Raw genomic sequence first — 16,142 nt, forward strand, 5'->3', positions numbered from 1 at the left:
AGACAACTCATGGATTTTTCAGTATTTTCAGGCCCTGCATTTTGGGCTGCACTTTTGTCAATCATTGTTGCCAATATCTTGTTATCTGGTGATAACGCAGTAGTGATTGCATTAGCATCGCGCAATCTGCCAGCAAATCAACAAAAGAAAGCAATCTTTTGGGGTAGTGCGGCAGCCATTATTTTGCGTGTGATTTTGACAATCACTGCGGTACAACTTCTCAGCCTTCCTTATCTGAAAATCGTTGGGGCTATTTTGTTGGTCTACATTGGCGTGCAATTATTAGCCGATAGCGATGATGAAGCAGAGATGGATGGCCACTCCAATATCTGGGGCGCGATACGCACAATATTGGTAGCGGACTTAGTGATGAGTTTGGATAACGTTATTGCTGTAGCTGCCGCTGCTCAAAAGGGTCCTGAAGAAACTCGTTTAGCCCTTTTAATCATTGGCCTTGGTCTTTCTATTCCGTTGATCATCTTTGGTAGCACCATGCTTCTTAAAGTAATGGATCGCTTCCCAGTCATCATTACTTTGGGTGCTGGTTTATTGGGCTTATTGGCTGGCGGTATGTTGGTGGAAGACCCGGCAATCAAAGATTCTATTCAAGGCGCGATGGAAGATGCTCATATGATTTTTGAGGGCATTGGCGTCGCTATTGTGATTTTGCTAGGCACCTATTTGAAGAAAAAGAATCGCGCTAAAGCATAAGCTTCTTCAGCCTTCTTCTGAATCAGAAAAGCCAGCGATAAAAGCTGGCTTTTTTTACAACTGAATATCTTGAGGATTAAAGGTTTAGACTGGATGATGGGGCATTTGACCCCGGGAGCTAGAAAATATGCAGATTCAAGATATTCAAAAACTAGAAAACAAGGAAGAAGTTGGATTTACCTTGATTGAGGTGATGGTGGTTGTGGCCATCATTGGCATTTTGGTTGCGGTAGCCGTTCCTCAGTATCAAGACTACATTGCTCGAAGCAGGGTTGTAGAAGGTATGAATTTATCCTCAAGCGCTAAGCTCGCGGTGACAGAGGCTTTTGCAAGTCGTGGCACTGTTCCCATGGATGATGCAACGAATGGTGCTTTTACTTTTACGCCAACACGCAGCGTTAAGTTAATTGAGATCGCACCCTCGGGTGCGATTGCGATTGACTATCAAGTCAGTGTTGCGCCTGAAGGTAAAAATACACTTCATTTAGTGCCAACTAACGAGCCTGATGCAAATTCGCCTAAGCCTATTGATTTGTCTAAGCCAGAGGGCGCAACTTGGGCGGGTGGTTGGTCATGTAGGTCTACTGAAACGAACTTAATTTCTCAGTTACTACCTTCGGAATGCAGAATCGGTAAATAAGGAACTAATTAAAAAGCCGCTTTAGAAGCGGCTTTTGATTGTTGAATTGGAGAATTCAGGCGGCATTCCATTCCCCGCTTTTGCCGCCACTTTTCTCGAGTAGTTTGACATCCCCCATCACCATGCCACGGTCTACGGCTTTGCACATGTCATAAATTGTGAGGAGGGCAACTTGGACTGCGGTGAGCGCTTCCATTTCTACGCCGGTTGGTCCGGTAGTTTCTGCTCTGACTTGGCAGGTGATGCTGTTTTCACTTGGATTGGTTTGGAACTCCAGGCTAACGTGGGTTAGCGCCAACGGATGGCATAAAGGAATAAGGTCTGATGTTCTTTTGGATGCCTGAATACCTGCAATTCTGGCGATTCCTAAAACATCACCCTTTTTGTGGCTACCAGCCTCTACCATTTTGAAGGTTTCAGGAAGCATGGTGATCTTACCGGTGGCAATGGCTATACGATGGGTATTGGGTTTATCGCCAACGTTTACCATGTGGGCTTGCCCGCTGGCATCAAAATGAGTTAGTTTGTTCATGGGATAAGTTTTACCATATAGAGATGCAAGACATAAAGTCAGTTCCAAAAACCTCTTTTCTTTACCGTGCTTTGGCCGTTCAGCTGATGTTGGGGATGGCTTGCTCTGGGTTTCCTGCATATGCAGCTACCCCTGCTGGTGATGTGTCGGTAGAGGGTAATTCAGCCGCTATTCAGAATATCGGTAGGGCAATGCAGTCGCCTGATGCGCGCCCTGCTAATGCGCCTACGCGCAACACAATGCAAAGTCAGCCTACTATTGTTTTGCCGGATATGGGCGATCCAGGTGGCGATGCCTTAAGTCGAGTGGATGAGCGCAAGTATGGCGAAATGATCATGCGCCAGATTCGTCCGGATCCTGATTATTCAAATGATTTGCCGATCTACGATTTTTTAAATCAGATGGAACGCCGCTTATTACAAGCCGCTAGAAAGCTACAACTCGGTGGCGCCAATGAGCAGGGTAGTGGTGCGTATAACTTTGAAGTATTTGCTGTTAAAGACAGCAGTATTAATGCGTTTGCGTTACCTGGTGGATTTATTGGATTTCATACGGGTTTGATTGTGAGTGCTGAGTCAGATTCTGAAGTCGCTTCTGTCATGGGTCATGAAACAGGACACGTATTGCAGCGCCATTTAGCGCGTCAGATGGATAAGCAAACAACCAATACGATGATTGCCATTGCCGGTATGGTGCTCGGTGCATTGGCGATGTCTCGCAACCCGCAGGCCGGAGCTGGTTTGATGCAGGGTGGGCAGGCAGTGGCAGTAAATAATCAACTCTCTTATTCGAGAGATGCAGAGCGGGAGGCCGATCGTGTGGGCTTTCAGATATTGGACGCCAGTGGATATGACGTCAATGGTGCGCCAGGATTTTTCCAGCGCTTGCAAAAAGCCACCGGCATTATGGATAAAGGTGTACCTGCTTACGTGCGTACCCATCCTTTAACAACTGATCGTATTGCAGATATGCAAGATAGGGCGCGCACTGTTGCATCACGTAATGTACCTACCTCAGTCGAGTTCTATTTCATTAAGGCTCGTGCGCGCATGGAGCAGGCAGGAACATCTAGTGGAATGTATGACTTAAAAAATACCTTTGAGAGTTTGAGTAAACAACAGCCGATTGGTAAACAGTTAGAAGGTTTTTATGGACTAGCCTTGATAGCGCAACGTCAAGGAAAAATAGACCAAGCAGAGGTGGATTTGCAGCAAGCCCGCAATTTAGCTCAGAAGGCAAGTGCACCAGGATCACCCATTCAAAGACAGAGCCTATCGCTGGATATCACCGCCTCTGAACTTGCTCTAGCAAAAGGCAAGGGAGAGGAGGCATTACAAATAGCCCAAGCGACCTTGCGCGCTTATCCTCAGTCATATGCTGCTGGTGCTGCCATGATCAACGCGGATTTAAAGCTGGGCCGCACTAATGATGCGATTGCTTGGTTAAAGGCGCGCACAAGATCGCAGCCTAATGAAGTGGTGTGGTGGAACTTGTTATCTAAGTCTTATGATCAAGCGGGCAATATCCCTATGCGCCATTACGCACTTGGTGAAAAATATGCCCTAGAGGGCGCTTGGCCTTCGGCAATTGAGCAACTCCGTATTGCTAGATCAGCAGGTGGCGCCGATTTTTATCAAGGCTCAAGTATTGATGCCCGTTTACGAGAAATGCAGCGTCAATACCAAGATGAGCTCAAGGAGCAAGGCAAGCAGATGCCTGGCTAAGGCTGTGGCTGTGCTATATAGTTAAACCGAGAGGCTAGCTCTTCAGAGTGAATGGGGTCTAGAGGTAGTTGTTTGTCGTGCCATGTCCAGGATCCACCAAAGCTACAAGCTTCTTCGCGTAGTTTGGCTAGTTCAGAAAAATGATCAAGATCGTGATCATGTAACAGGGCAATTGTTTGACCATCTCTTTTAATAAATTGAGTAATGTCGTTTTTATTGCTGCCATAAATCGTTTGATCTACTGTGCCAACAATATAAATATTGCCTTTTTCATCGCTTAGCGCGGCAGTGGGCTCCATGATTTGATGGCATTGATTAGTGAGATCCGCTCCGGCGCCACTTGGAATAATTCGCACTATCCAAGGGGTCGCATCTAAGGTAATAAAAACGCGTTGCGGGCCATTCTGGAAAAAGTATCTACCGCTCTCATCGCAAGCATAGTTACGCTCAATGAAATCATTAAGCGCAGCATGTTGAATCACTTGGCCTGGGAGATTATTTTGTTGTGCGAACTCGTCACGCATGCGCCAATGGCCGCGGCGATCTAAAGCAAGCCAGCCATAGCAATCAGGTACATTGGGCCACTTCATGAGTGACCGAAGCACTTGATCATCCATGATATTTAGTGCAAGCCGTGCGGTGTAGAGGGCGCGTCGAAGGTGTCTTCTGTGGAGTGACTGGCATGCAAATGGGCAATCCGCCAGCCCTGACTATCCTGTAAAAGTACGAGTGTGATATTCAGAAAAAATTCTGCTTCAACTTGATCGGCTCTCAGATGAACTGCTTCAGTAGTGTCGTATACCGCAGCACCTAAAACGGAATGGCTAATACAGGCAATGGGCTCTAGGAATAAAGGTTGCTTGGCGAGCAGTCTCTCTAGGCCCTCACGAATTTCTGCATGACCTGTTAGTCGATGACCTTCGGGCAGAACGCAGGTAATAGAGTCATCATCCAGCCAAATATCCAGAGCGCCTTGAACATCGCGATGACGTAAGGCATCTCGCCACGCTTCAACAACATCATCTGCACTATGAAAAAGTCTGGCAAGTTTGGTCATGGCTTACTGTTCCTGGGTTATGGCTACAAGGTATTGAGTGTAGCGAATACTTGTTCCGGCAAGATGTCGTTTAAGCACTTTAAGTGACCCAGCGGACATTCTCTTTTATGGCATGGACTGCAAGGCAGATTGAGCCAAATTACCTTAGCTTTATCTGATAAAGGTGGGGTATGGGCTGGGTCGCTTGATCCAAAAATGGCAACTTGAGGGGTTCTGAGGGCTGCCGCAATGTGCATTAAGCCGGAGTCATTGCTGATAACCGCTTTGCCCATGCCAATCAAGGCAATCGCTTCATCTAGTGAAGTATCTCCACACCAATTATGAATGTGACTATCCTGCTTTGCTTGTGATTGAATTTCTTGGGCAAGTGCGTGGTCGCCTTTGCTACCCAAAAGAATAATCTGACTATGTGGATTGCTGGCAATGAGTTTTTGCGCCAATTGTGCAAAGTGACTTGTGGGCCAACGTTTGGTTGGGCCGTACTCGGCGCCAGGGCACATCACGTAGATGTTAGCTGGATCAACTTTGGCATTGAGTAATTTGGTCTGTACCGATTGATTAGCGGTGGCGGATACATTTAACTTGGGTACGAGATTGCTTGCTGTTGATGCAGATTGCTCTTCATTCAGAAGTTGGCTTAATGCAAGATAGTGCTCCACCATAGGCGGGCGATTCACCTTGCTAGGGTTATCTAGTGATAAGTTGATTAAGCCAAAGCGTAATTCACCACGATAGCCAATCCGAAAAGGAATATTAGCGAGCCAAGGAATGAGTGCTGACTTCAGGCTATTGGGTAATACAAAACAGGCTTGATATTTTTTGGTCGCCAGCTTGGTTGCAAGTTGTTTGCGTAAGCCCCACTGCAATTTTTTGTGCTCGAACTTGGCTTCGATGACTTCATGTACTTCGGAGCATGCACGATAAATTGGAGCAACCCAAGTGCTGGCGAGTACGTCAATGTTTGCTTCTGGATATTGCTCTTTGAGGGATGCCAATAATGGCTGAGTCATCACAGCGTCCCCAATCCAGTTTGGGGCGATGATCAGAATACCGTGCATTTGATGTATCCCGACTCAGCACCTCAAGAAGAGGTGCTGATAAGGCTTAGTGACCGTGCGGCTCAGTGCCGGGGATGAGTTTGTACTCAGTGCCACAGTATGGGCACTTGGCTTCACCGGTCTCAGTGATATCTAGAAAAACACGTGGATGTGAGTTCCATGCTGGAGTTTTATTGGTGGGGCAATGTAAAGGTAAATCTTTGCCATCCACCATAACCACTTGAGCTTGAGTCATGTGCTGTTTCCTAATTGCTGAAATTATTTAACGTAAGTGAGCCAAGATTTGTATTGGTCATTTCTGCCGTACACCGCATCGAAATATGTCTTCTGAATTTTCTCAGTGATAGGACCACGCTTGCCATCACCAATAGTGCGGTCGTCTAATTCGCGAATAGGAGTTACTTCAGCAGCAGTTCCGGTAAAGAACGCTTCATCAGCGGAATAGACTTCGTCGCGAGTCAGACGTTTTTCACGAACTTCATAGCCAAGATCTTTGGCGATCTGGATAACGGAGTCACGTGTGATGCCATCTAAGCAGGATGCCAAGTCTGGTGTGTACACAATGCCGTTGCGAACCATAAAGAGGTTTTCACCGGAACCTTCAGAAACATAACCTTCGGTATCAAGTAGTAAAGCTTCGTCATATCCATTGGCAGTCACTTCTTGGTTAGCCAAAATGGAGTTGATGTAGTAGCCCGATGCCTTGGCACGAACGAGTGAAGAATTGACGAAATGACGTGTAAATGAGGAGGTTTTAACCCGAATACCCTTATTTAGGCCATCTTCGCCCAAATAAGCACCCCATTCCCAAGCGGCAATCGAGGTATGAATGCTGTTGCCTTTGGGGGAGATTCCCAGTTTTTGGGAGCCGATAAAGATAATTGGGCGGATATAGCAGGCTTCGAGCTTATTGCTATTTACTACGTCAATAATGCCCTTGGTGATCTCTTCTGGGCTGTAAGGCATATTCATTTGGAAGATCTTAGTGCCGTTAAAAAGGCGCTTTACGTGCTCTGGGAGGCGGAAAATGGCGGTTCCCTGGGGGGTTTTATAGGCTCGGATGCCCTCAAATACGCCCATTCCGTAGTGGAGACTATGGGTTAAGACGTGAATATTGGCCTCGCGCCAAGGAATTAGCTTCCCATCAGTCCAAATAAAGCCATCGCGGTCGGACATCGACATTTTCTTTACCTTTTGTGTCTATTAAGTATCTATAAAAGCGGTTTAAGCAGGGCACTAGGCTGGCAGTTTTTGGTCTTCCGGCCCAGAATGCATTTAAGTCCTTATTGTAGAGCAGGCAGGGGAGTCTGTCGGCTCGGAACCTCGGGAGTGGATGGGTCAGAGCCTTTAGAATGGAACATTCCCCATAAACCACTTATTTACCCAAACTCATGCCGGAATCCTTATTTAAAGTTAAGCGTTTAAGTGAATTAGCCCAATCAGGTCAATTAAAGGGTAAGCGGGTATTTATCCGTGCCGATTTGAATGTCCCTCAAGACGAGGCAGGCAACATTACAGAAGACACTCGTATTCGGGCATCGATGCCTGCTGTACAGATGTGTTTGGATGCTGGGGCAGCAGTGATGGTGACTTCGCATTTAGGTCGTCCAACCGAAGGGGAATTTAAACCCGAAGATAGTTTGGCTCCTGTAGCCGATCGCATTGCCACTTTGCTGAATCGCAAAGTTCCATTAATTAGTGATTGGGTGGATGGCGGATTTGAAGTGAATCCAGGCGAGATAGTCTTACTGGAAAACTGTCGTCTTAATGTGGGTGAGAAAAAGAATAGCGACGAATTAGCGAAAAAAATTGCTGCATTGTGTGATGTGTATGTCAACGATGCATTTGGTACGGCGCATCGCGCTGAAGCCACTACCTATGGTGTAGCGAAGTTTGCACCAGTAGCGTGTGCCGGTCCTTTGATGGCTGCTGAATTAGATGCGCTGAGTCGTGCATTAGCAAGCCCAAAACGTCCTCTGGTTGCCATTGTTGCTGGCTCTAAAGTTTCTTCTAAGTTGACGATTCTGAAAGCGCTCTCTGAGAAAGTGGATGAGCTCATCGTTGGCGGCGGCATTGCCAATACTTTCATGCTGGCCAAAGGGTTGCCGATTGGTAAGTCCCTTGCTGAGCCTGATTTAGTTGATGAAGCAAGAGAGATCATGGAGATCATGGAAAAGCGTGGCGCTCATGTGCCGATTCCTGAAGACGTAGTGGTTGCCAATGAGTTGTCTCCATTAGCTCGCGCAAACCGCGTACCTGCGGATCAGGTTGCAGAAGACGACATGATATTGGACATTGGTCCAAAGACTGCTGCACGTTTATCCATCATGCTCGCTCACGCTGGCACGATTGTTTGGAATGGCCCATTGGGCGTATTTGAAATTGATCAATTTGGTGGCGGCACCAAGATGTTGGCAGCAGCCATTGCGCACTCACCTGCATTCTCGATTGCTGGTGGTGGCGATACTTTGGCGGCTATTGCGAAGTACGGTATTGAGAATCAAGTGGATTACATCTCTACTGGCGGTGGCGCCTTCTTAGAATTCTTAGAAGGCAAAACTTTGCCAGCCTTTGCGGTACTTGCTGAAAGAGCGAAAGACTAAATATGTTGAGAGCAACCAAGATCATTGCAACCTTAGGGCCTGCTTCCGAGAAGCCCGAAGTATTGCGTGACATGATTCGTGCGGGTGTAGATGTGGTGCGCATGAACTTCTCTCACGGTACCGTTGCCGACCATAAGGCGCGTCATGATTTATTGCGAACCATCTCCGCTGAAGTAGGCAAAGAAGTAGGCATCATGGCCGACTTACAGGGACCTAAAATTCGTGTGGGTAAATTTGCTGATAGCAAAATCCTCCTAAAAGAAGGCGACAAATTTACCTTGGACGTAGCTTGTGAGCTCGGTGATCAAACTAAAGTAGGTCTTGATTACAAAGAGTTGCCAGGCGATGTAAAACCAGGCGACCGTCTTTTATTAAATGATGGTTTAGTGGTTCTGACAGTTGATAGTGTTAAGGATGGTGAGATATTTACTATTGTTGAGCAGGGAGGACCACTCTCCAATAACAAAGGTATTAATCGCGCTGGTGGTGGTTTAACTGCTCCTGCGCTGACTGAAAAAGATATTGCTGACTTAGACGCTGCAATCTCAATGGGCGTAGATTTCTTGGCGATCAGCTTTCCAAAAGATGGTGCTGACATGGCCTATGCCCGTCAGTTGGCTGATGCTGCTAGCGCTAAGTATGGCGTTGGCAAGGTCAGAACCATTGCCAAGGTAGAGCGTGCAGAAGCGATTGAGCCTGAAGCCCTTAAAAGCATTATTGCTGAGAGCGACGGCATCATGGTTGCTCGCGGCGATCTCGCCATTGAAGTGGGTAATGCAGCAGTGCCTGCATTACAAAAGCGCATGATTGCTTGGGCGCGTGAAGCAGATAAATTTACGATTACTGCTACACAAATGATGGAGTCGATGATTAATGCTCCAGTGCCAACACGTGCTGAAGTCAGCGACGTTGCTAATGCAGTATTGGATGGTACTGATGCAGTGATGCTATCTGCTGAGTCTGCTGCTGGCATGTATCCAGTGCAAACTATTAAAGCGATGGCGGAGATCTGCGTTGAAGCAGAAAAGTCAGATCGCGTGAAACTCGACACCGACTTCTTAGATCAAACTTTTACTCGCATCGATCAAACGATTGCCCTGGGAGCCTTGTTTACTGCCCATCATTTAAATGCCGATGCTATCGCAGCTTTAACGGACTCTGGCTCAACAGCCATTTGGATGAGTCGTCATAATATTCACGTCCCGATTTTTGCATTGACCTCCAAGATCGCTACGCAGCGGGCATTAAGCACCTATCGTAATGTCACCCCAATCGGCTTGGACTATACAAAAGATCGTGATACGGCACTGCAAGAGGTTGAGGCATGCTTGAAAAAAGTAGGCGCTGTCAAAACAGGCAATACCGTTGTACTTACCTCTGGCGAACCGATGGGTGAGCCCGGTGGCACCAATACGCTCAAAATTATTCATGTGAAGTAGTTCACATTGAAAAAGATTCAAAACAGATTTATTTTTAACCTCCTTACTATTTATTAAGAGAACACCATGGCTTTAGTATCTTTAAGACAACTCTTGGATCATGCTGCTGAAAACGGTTACGGCCTGCCAGCATTTAACGTGAACAACTTAGAGCAAGTAACGGCGATTATGGAAGCGGCAAATGAGGCTGATTCCCCAGTCATCATGCAAGCTTCAGCGGGCGCACGTAAATATGCTGGTGAAGCATTCTTGCGCCATCTGATTTCTGCGGCGGTTGAGGCTTATCCACATATTCCGGTAGTGATGCACCAAGACCACGGTCAAAGCCCAGCAGTGTGTATGGCTGCAATTAAGAGTGGCTTTACCAGTGTGATGATGGATGGCTCCTTAGAGGCCGATGGTAAAAGTGTTGCTAGCTACGAGTACAACGTAGACGTATCCAAAGAAGTAGTGAAGTTCTCTCACTCTATTGGGGTTACGGTTGAGGCTGAATTAGGTGTATTGGGCTCACTAGAGACCATGCAAGGTGATAAAGAAGATGGTCATGGTGCTGATGGCAAGATGACTCGTGAGCAATTGTTGACTGACGTTGAGCAGGCTGCTGATTTTGTAAAGGCTACTCAGTGCGATGCCTTAGCAATTGCGATCGGTACTAGCCATGGGGCATACAAGTTCACCAAAAAGCCGACGGGCGATATTTTGGCAATCGATCGTATTAAAGAAATTCATGCGCGTATACCTAATACGCATTTGGTAATGCATGGTTCTTCTAGTGTTCCACAAGAGTTGCTTGCTGAGATCCGTGAATTCGGCGGTGATATGAAAGAGACATACGGTGTTCCGGTTGAGGAGATTCAAGAGGGCATCAAGAATGGCGTACGTAAGATCAATATCGATACCGATATCCGTTTGGCAATGACTGGCGCAATCCGTCGTTACTTTATTGAAAATCCATCCAAGTTTGATCCACGCGACTATTTGAAGCCAGCTCGTGAAGCTGCTAAGAAGGTTTGCATTGCACGTTTCCAGGCTTTTGGTTCTGCTGGACAAGCCTCCAAAATTAAGCCGATTCCTTTAGAGAAGATGGCCGAGCTTTATAAGAGCGGCAAATTAACTCAAATTGTGAAGTGAATTAAATATGCCAGCTCTGTACGCTACCTCCATTAAGTCATTGCCTTTATTGTCTAAAGGTAAGGTCCGCGATGTCTATGCATTGGATGACGATAAGTTGCTCATGATTACGACAGACCGCCTCTCCGCATTTGATGTGGTGATGGGCGAGCCTATCCCCGAGAAAGGCGTAGTCCTTAATCAAATGGCTAATTTTTGGTTTGATAAATTGGCTTCTGTTATTCCAAATCATTTGACAGGGATTGATCCGGCTACTGTTGTTGCTGCTGATGAGGTAGCTCAAGTTCAAGGTCGTGCTGTTGTCGCTAAGCGTTTAAAGCCAATCTTGGTTGAAGCGGTAGTGCGTGGCTATTTAGCTGGTAGCGGTTGGAAAGATTACAAAGAAACCGGCAAGGTATGTGGCATTGCTTTACCCGAAGGTTTAGAAAACGCCCAGAAATTGCCTGAGCCGATTTTTACTCCAGCGGCTAAGGCTGAAGTCGGCGAGCATGATGAAAACATCTCATTTGAAAAAGTCATTGAACTCATTGGTGAAAAGTTAGCCAATCAAATCCGTGAAGTGAGTATTCGTTTATACAAAGAGGCTTCTGAATACGCAGCTACTCGCGGAATCATCATTGCTGATACCAAGTTTGAGTTTGGCTTAGATGCCAATGACCAACTGGTGTTGATGGATGAGATCCTGACAGCCGACTCTTCTCGTTTTTGGCCTGCAGAGACCTACTATGTAGGCTCTAACCCACCTTCTTATGACAAACAGTTTGTGCGTGATTGGCTTGAAACCGCTATGGTGGATGGTAAGTTATGGCCTAAAACAGCCCCTGCACCGCAATTGCCAGCAGATGTGATTGAAAAGACTGCCCAAAAGTATCGTGAAGCGCTTACCCGCCTTACTGAGACTTCTTGAGTCAGGGATAATAGAGCCCTTAATGGTTATAAGGCATTTGGAGAGGTAAATGAGTAAGAAGCCAATCGTCGGAATAGTGATGGGATCCAATTCAGATTGGGACACCATGCAGCACGCCGCTCAAATGCTTGAACTATTTGGCATTGCGCACGAGGCAAAAGTACTCTCCGCACACCGCATGCCAGATGATATGTTTCAGTATGCAGAAAAAGCCCAAGCCAATGGCTTGCAGGCAATCATTGCTGGAGCAGGTGGTGCAGCCCATTTACCAGGCATGCTCGCATCAAAAACGATTATTCCTGTTTATGGCGTACCTGTTGCCAGTAAATATTTGCGTGGTGAAGATTCTCTCTTCTCTATTGTGCAGATGCCTAAGGGTATTCCGGTTGCTACGTTTGCGATTGGTGAAGCCGGTGCAGCGAATGCTGCCTTGCATGTGATTGCAGGTTTGGCTTTGCATGATGCTGAATTAGCCAAGCGCTTAGAGGATTTCCGTGCCAAGCAGTCTGATACCGCACGTTCAATGAATTTGCCGGGATATTAATTACATGGCAGATCGTATGGAGCCCATCTTGCCGGGTTCGTATTTAGGAATTTTAGGTGGCGGTCAATTGGGTCGGATGTTTACTCAGGCTGCTCAAGCAATGGGCTACAAGGTTTGCGTGCTCGACCCTGGTTCTGATAGTCCCGCAGGCTCCATTGCCGAAAAATTTATTCAAGCGCAATACACTGACAGCGCTGCTTTAAAAGAGATGGCTGCATTGTGTTCATCAGTGAGCACTGAATTTGAAAATGTTCCAGCACAAGCCTTAGATGAGTTGGAATCCTTGGGTGTATTTGTGGCGCCGCGTAGTAGCTGCGTTTCTCTTGCTCAAAATCGTATTGCTGAGAAAAATTTCTTAGCCACCTGGAAGTCAGAAACCAATATTGGCCCAGCTCCCAACTTTGTAATTGAGCATGAGGCTGATATTGCTCATACTCCAAAGGAGCTCTTCCCTGGCATCTTAAAGACTGCACGCATGGGCTATGACGGCAAAGGTCAGGCCACTGTTTATAGCGCAGAAGAATTGACTACTGCGTGGAATGAGTTCGGGCGCGTACCTTGTGTTTTAGAAAAGCGCATGGAATTGGATTTTGAAGTATCGGCTTTGGTAGTGCGTGGTTATGACGATGCTGTAGTGGCTTATCCAGTAGCCCAAAACATCCATCGCGATGGTATTTTGCATACCTCTACTGTGCCAGCACCCTCATTGAAGCCTGCTCAAGAAAAGAAAATCATTGATGCAGCCAAGGCGCTCATTCGGAAGATCGATTACGTGGGTGTTCTTTGTGTGGAGTTCTTTGTACTGAAGAACGGCGATATCGTCGCTAATGAAATCGCGCCACGTCCACACAACTCTGGGCACTACACCATGGATGCTTGTGTGAGCAGCCAGTTTGAGCAGCAGGTGAGAGCCATGGCTAGACTGCCGTTGGGTGATACTCGTCAGCTAGCGCCCGTATCCATGTTGAACTTATTGGGCGATCTTTGGTTTGAGGGTAGTGAAGACCAACCAAAAGAGCCTGCTTGGAATAAAGTACTCACTCACCCCGATGCAAAGCTGCATCTCTATGGCAAGTCTGCGCCACGTATTGGTAGAAAAATGGGCCACATTAACTGCTTAGGTGAAGCCCTCAATGAAGCGCGCCAAAATTGCGCAGCTGTTGCTACTGAATTAGGGATCGAGCCCTAGAAATGTCCGCAGACAGTACCCACTTGCAATCTTCTGCAGTGATTAATGAGGCAGTACAAAGCTTGCGTGACGGTGGTTTGGTTGCATTCCCCACGGAGACCGTTTATGGCTTGGGCGCGGATGCTAAAAATCCTGAAGCGATTAAGAAAATCTTTACTGCTAAGGGTCGTCCATCAAATCACCCTCTCATTGTTCACTTAGCTGCGCCAGATAAGTTCGATCAAACTCAAATCGATTGGGTTGCGCTCTTGGCGTCGTGGGTAAGAGACTTGTCCGAGGAAGCCTTAAAACTCATTAATGCTTTTTGGCCAGGGCCATTAACCCTGGTCTTCAAGAAAGATAAAAGTGTTTTAAATGAACTGACTGGCGGCCAAGATACGGTAGCGATTCGGGCTCCTTCCCATCCTATTGCTCAAGAGTTGTTGCGTAAATTTAAAGGCGGAGTTGTAGCACCTTCAGCCAATCGCTTTGGTAAGGTATCGCCGACGAGTGCTGCTGACGTCCGTAATGAGTTCGAGGGTATGTTGGATTTAATGGTCCTAGATGGTGGAGATTGTGAAGTCGGTATCGAGTCAACCATCATTGATTTGTCATCTGGCGATAAGGCTGTACTGCTCAGACCCGGTGCAATCACTCCAAGTGAAATCTTTGCTAAGACAGGTGTGAAGGTTTATCAGCTTGGAGAAGTAAAAGGGAATGAAGCGGCCAATGAAGCAACGGCAGATCTACCAAGAGTATCTGGAAGTCTTAAAGCCCATTACGCACCAACTACGCCTTTGCGCCTATATGCCGCCGGTCGTGTCTTGGATGCCTTGACTGAATATCCAGATATTAAATCGCGCGTTGCTGTAGCGGTGTGGGATTCAGAATCCTCCTTAAGCGAAGATGGGCATCCTTCGGCCCACTTTGAAGAGGTTGAAGTGCCAAGCGATAGCGGTGCCTTTGCAAGTCGCCTATATCGTTCCTTACGAGATCTAGATCAGCAAGGTTGGGATTTAATTTTGTTCCCTGAGCCGCCAGCAGGTGAGGAGTGGGACGGCGTTAGAGATCGTCTTCAGCGCGCATGCTTTGGTTCTGGCCCATCTTCAAGTAGCCACGATAGCAACTGATCATGCGCCTCTAGACCTCTCCAAGCATTGGGGTGGTTGATGAATGAAGTTACCGCATACATCTTTCCAGATTTACTCATTACATAGCCTGAGATCGCTCGTACATCAGCAAGAGAGCCGGTTTTAATTCTGGCTTCGGGTTTTTTCTTCAGATGTAAAAACTTGCGCAGTTGAACCATCAAGCGATTGCGCATCGTGCCATCGGTACCAGCAATCGGTAGGCTGTTATAAAAAATATCACCCACGGGTAAATTGCGAGCAGTGAGCAAGAGTTGATTCATTTGACTGGCAGAGATTGCTTCGTTGCGAGATAGCCCAGAGCCATTTTCAATCACCAGCCCCTGAAAATCTAGACTATTTTGTTTGAGCCAGCTCTGAATGACTAACACACCATTGGCAGTTGTTGCTGGCTTACCCATTTTATCTAGAGCCATAGTCAAAAGAACTTGGCGAGCCATGACGTTATTGGAGTATTTGTTGATATCTACAACATCATCGGCAAGTTTGCTGCCTTCAAATTGCAATAGGAGTCGAGCGGCTAAAGGAACTGAGCCATCTTTGCCGATGGGAGCTTGTGCCCAGCTACCACCAGCTAATTCCCATGCAGCAGCAAATCCTTGCGTTAGAAAGGTATTGGCATCAAGTGCAACGACATTAAAGTTCACCCCCTTGCAGGAGCTTGGGAATGCGCCAGAGAACTGGGCAGTCAAAGGCTGATCGGTATTAGTGACACCTTCGGGATCTAAATTAAAGCGGATATTGCTTTTCCAGTTATCGCATGAGCGATCGACCAACTGCATTTGGTTAGATACCTTTAGCTGGGAGAGGGGAGGGGTGTAACTAATGTCAATAAAGTCCGCGGTGCGTGACTTGCCTAATTGAAACGACAAAGTTCTAAATGCATAGAGCAAAGGATCTGGCGGAACGTTGTATGCACGTAGAGCTTCGCCATCAATAGTGTTGTGCTCCATGACACTGGCTGCATAAGCACTGCGATCAAAGAACAGATTGCCATCAATCTTCTGGATACCTAGACCTTGAAGGTCCTTCATCATCTTGGCCAACTCTTCTGGAACAAGCTTGGGATCACCGGTTCCCTGCAAATATAGATTACCCTTCAGTATTCCCTGACGAATCACTCCATCTGTATAGACATTAGTGCGCCAACGATACTGTGGACCCAAGATATCTAAACCAGAAAGCGTTGTTAACAACTTCATCGTTGAAGCGGGGTTCATTGGATCGCCACCGCGCCAATCTAAAACTTTCTTGGCTACATTCTTTCCGGGGTGGCCAGGTTCGATCTCGATAACTGAAATGCTTACCGTATCAAGAGGTATTTGATTGCGCTCGAGGCTACTCGCTACGGATGGTGGAATTACTGGGGATGCAGTCTCGCCGGCAAAGGCTAAAGAACTAGCCGTCCAAAGGAGGATTGCGATAAAAGCGGATGGGCGAAGAGGAGAAAAACGCATCCCCCATAGGATAAACCCACCGC

The 16,142-nt window shown here is 46.9% G+C and carries 17 protein-coding genes; 10 read left to right on the top strand and 7 right to left on the bottom strand.

The genetic code is table 11. The features are described from left to right. Nucleotides 1-9 precede the first annotated feature (9 nt). Both VC159_RS01910 and VC159_RS01915 read left to right on the top strand, forming a co-directional pair. On the top strand, nt 10-711 hold the full coding sequence (locus VC159_RS01910) for a TerC family protein (RefSeq protein ID WP_215321007.1): 702 nt from the start codon (nt 10-12) through the stop codon (nt 709-711). Between the two features lie 127 nt (nt 712-838). Next, complete coding sequence (locus VC159_RS01915; protein ID WP_323472541.1) at nt 839-1,351, top strand: pilin; 513 nt, start codon at nt 839-841, stop codon at nt 1,349-1,351. A 55-nt stretch (nt 1,352-1,406) separates the two neighbouring features. Here the strand turns inward: VC159_RS01915 and moaC are convergent, their stop codons facing one another. Continuing rightward, a complete protein-coding gene (gene moaC, locus VC159_RS01920; RefSeq protein WP_323472542.1) occupies nt 1,407-1,883 on the bottom strand; it encodes a cyclic pyranopterin monophosphate synthase MoaC in 477 nt (158 codons plus the stop codon). A gap of 23 nt (nt 1,884-1,906) precedes the next feature. Between moaC and VC159_RS01925 the strand changes: the two genes are divergently transcribed. Next, nucleotides 1,907-3,607, top strand: coding sequence for a M48 family metalloprotease (locus VC159_RS01925; protein ID WP_323472543.1), 1,701 nt, complete (start codon nt 1,907-1,909; stop codon nt 3,605-3,607). On the opposite strand, the gene VC159_RS01930 is transcribed toward VC159_RS01925, so the two are convergent. The 5 genes from VC159_RS01930 to VC159_RS01950 are packed head-to-tail and all read right to left on the bottom strand — an operon-like array spanning nt 3,604 to nt 6,904. Further along, nucleotides 3,604-4,224 carry a DUF2946 family protein gene (locus VC159_RS01930; RefSeq protein WP_323472544.1) on the bottom strand — a complete coding sequence of 207 codons (621 nt, stop codon included), beginning with the start codon at nt 4,222-4,224 and terminating at the stop codon, nt 3,604-3,606. The two genes, VC159_RS01925 and VC159_RS01930, sit on opposite strands and share 4 nt — an antisense overlap. 5 nt (nt 4,225-4,229) lie before the next feature. Continuing rightward, nucleotides 4,230-4,664 carry a YybH family protein gene (locus VC159_RS01935; RefSeq protein ID WP_323472545.1) on the bottom strand — a complete coding sequence of 145 codons (435 nt, stop codon included), beginning with the start codon at nt 4,662-4,664 and terminating at the stop codon, nt 4,230-4,232. 23 nt (nt 4,665-4,687) lie between these two features. Further along, on the bottom strand, nt 4,688-5,722 hold the full coding sequence (gene waaF, locus VC159_RS01940) for a lipopolysaccharide heptosyltransferase II (RefSeq protein ID WP_323472546.1): 1,035 nt from the start codon (nt 5,720-5,722) through the stop codon (nt 4,688-4,690). Between the two features lie 46 nt (nt 5,723-5,768). Further along, nucleotides 5,769-5,957 (bottom strand): zinc-finger domain-containing protein, encoded by a 189-nt coding sequence (locus tag VC159_RS01945; RefSeq protein ID WP_072582777.1) that lies wholly within the window; start codon nt 5,955-5,957, stop codon nt 5,769-5,771. A 23-nt stretch (nt 5,958-5,980) separates the two neighbouring features. After that, entirely contained in the window at nt 5,981-6,904 is a 924-nt protein-coding gene (locus tag VC159_RS01950) for a branched-chain amino acid transaminase (protein WP_072582778.1), read from the bottom strand. 209 nt (nt 6,905-7,113) lie between these two features. On the opposite strand from VC159_RS01950, the gene VC159_RS01955 reads away from it, so the two are divergent. The 7 genes from VC159_RS01955 (at nt 7,114) to VC159_RS01985 (ending at nt 14,644) form a co-directional block, all read left to right on the top strand. Beyond that, nucleotides 7,114-8,325 carry a phosphoglycerate kinase gene (locus tag VC159_RS01955; protein WP_323472547.1) on the top strand — a complete coding sequence of 404 codons (1,212 nt, stop codon included), beginning with the start codon at nt 7,114-7,116 and terminating at the stop codon, nt 8,323-8,325. Nucleotides 8,326-8,327: 2 nt separating this feature from the next. Continuing rightward, nucleotides 8,328-9,764 (top strand): pyruvate kinase, encoded by a 1,437-nt coding sequence (pyk, locus tag VC159_RS01960; protein ID WP_323472548.1) that lies wholly within the window; start codon nt 8,328-8,330, stop codon nt 9,762-9,764. 66 nt (nt 9,765-9,830) lie between these two features. Next, entirely contained in the window at nt 9,831-10,895 is a 1,065-nt protein-coding gene (fba, locus tag VC159_RS01965) for a class II fructose-bisphosphate aldolase (RefSeq protein ID WP_215358596.1), read from the top strand. 7 nt (nt 10,896-10,902) lie between these two features. Next, nucleotides 10,903-11,802 (top strand): phosphoribosylaminoimidazolesuccinocarboxamide synthase, encoded by a 900-nt coding sequence (locus tag VC159_RS01970; RefSeq protein ID WP_215358595.1) that lies wholly within the window; start codon nt 10,903-10,905, stop codon nt 11,800-11,802. A gap of 49 nt (nt 11,803-11,851) precedes the next feature. Next, the gene (purE, locus tag VC159_RS01975) at nt 11,852-12,346 is read left to right on the top strand and encodes a 5-(carboxyamino)imidazole ribonucleotide mutase (RefSeq protein ID WP_215358594.1); all 495 of its coding nucleotides are present in this window, start codon (nt 11,852-11,854) and stop codon (nt 12,344-12,346) included. A 4-nt stretch (nt 12,347-12,350) separates the two neighbouring features. Beyond that, nucleotides 12,351-13,535, top strand: coding sequence for a 5-(carboxyamino)imidazole ribonucleotide synthase (locus VC159_RS01980; RefSeq protein ID WP_215358593.1), 1,185 nt, complete (start codon nt 12,351-12,353; stop codon nt 13,533-13,535). Nucleotides 13,536-13,537: 2 nt separating this feature from the next. After that, entirely contained in the window at nt 13,538-14,644 is a 1,107-nt protein-coding gene (locus VC159_RS01985; RefSeq protein ID WP_215358592.1) for an L-threonylcarbamoyladenylate synthase, read from the top strand. On the opposite strand, the gene dacB is transcribed toward VC159_RS01985, so the two are convergent. Then, on the bottom strand, nt 14,590-16,119 hold the full coding sequence (dacB, locus tag VC159_RS01990; protein WP_215358591.1) for a D-alanyl-D-alanine carboxypeptidase/D-alanyl-D-alanine-endopeptidase: 1,530 nt from the start codon (nt 16,117-16,119) through the stop codon (nt 14,590-14,592). The genes VC159_RS01985 and dacB overlap by 55 nt on opposite strands. Between the last annotated feature and the right edge of the window lie 23 nt (nt 16,120-16,142).

This window comes from Polynucleobacter sp. JS-JIR-II-c23 (genome assembly GCF_035011225.1).
GTDB lineage: Bacteria > Pseudomonadota > Gammaproteobacteria > Burkholderiales > Burkholderiaceae > Polynucleobacter.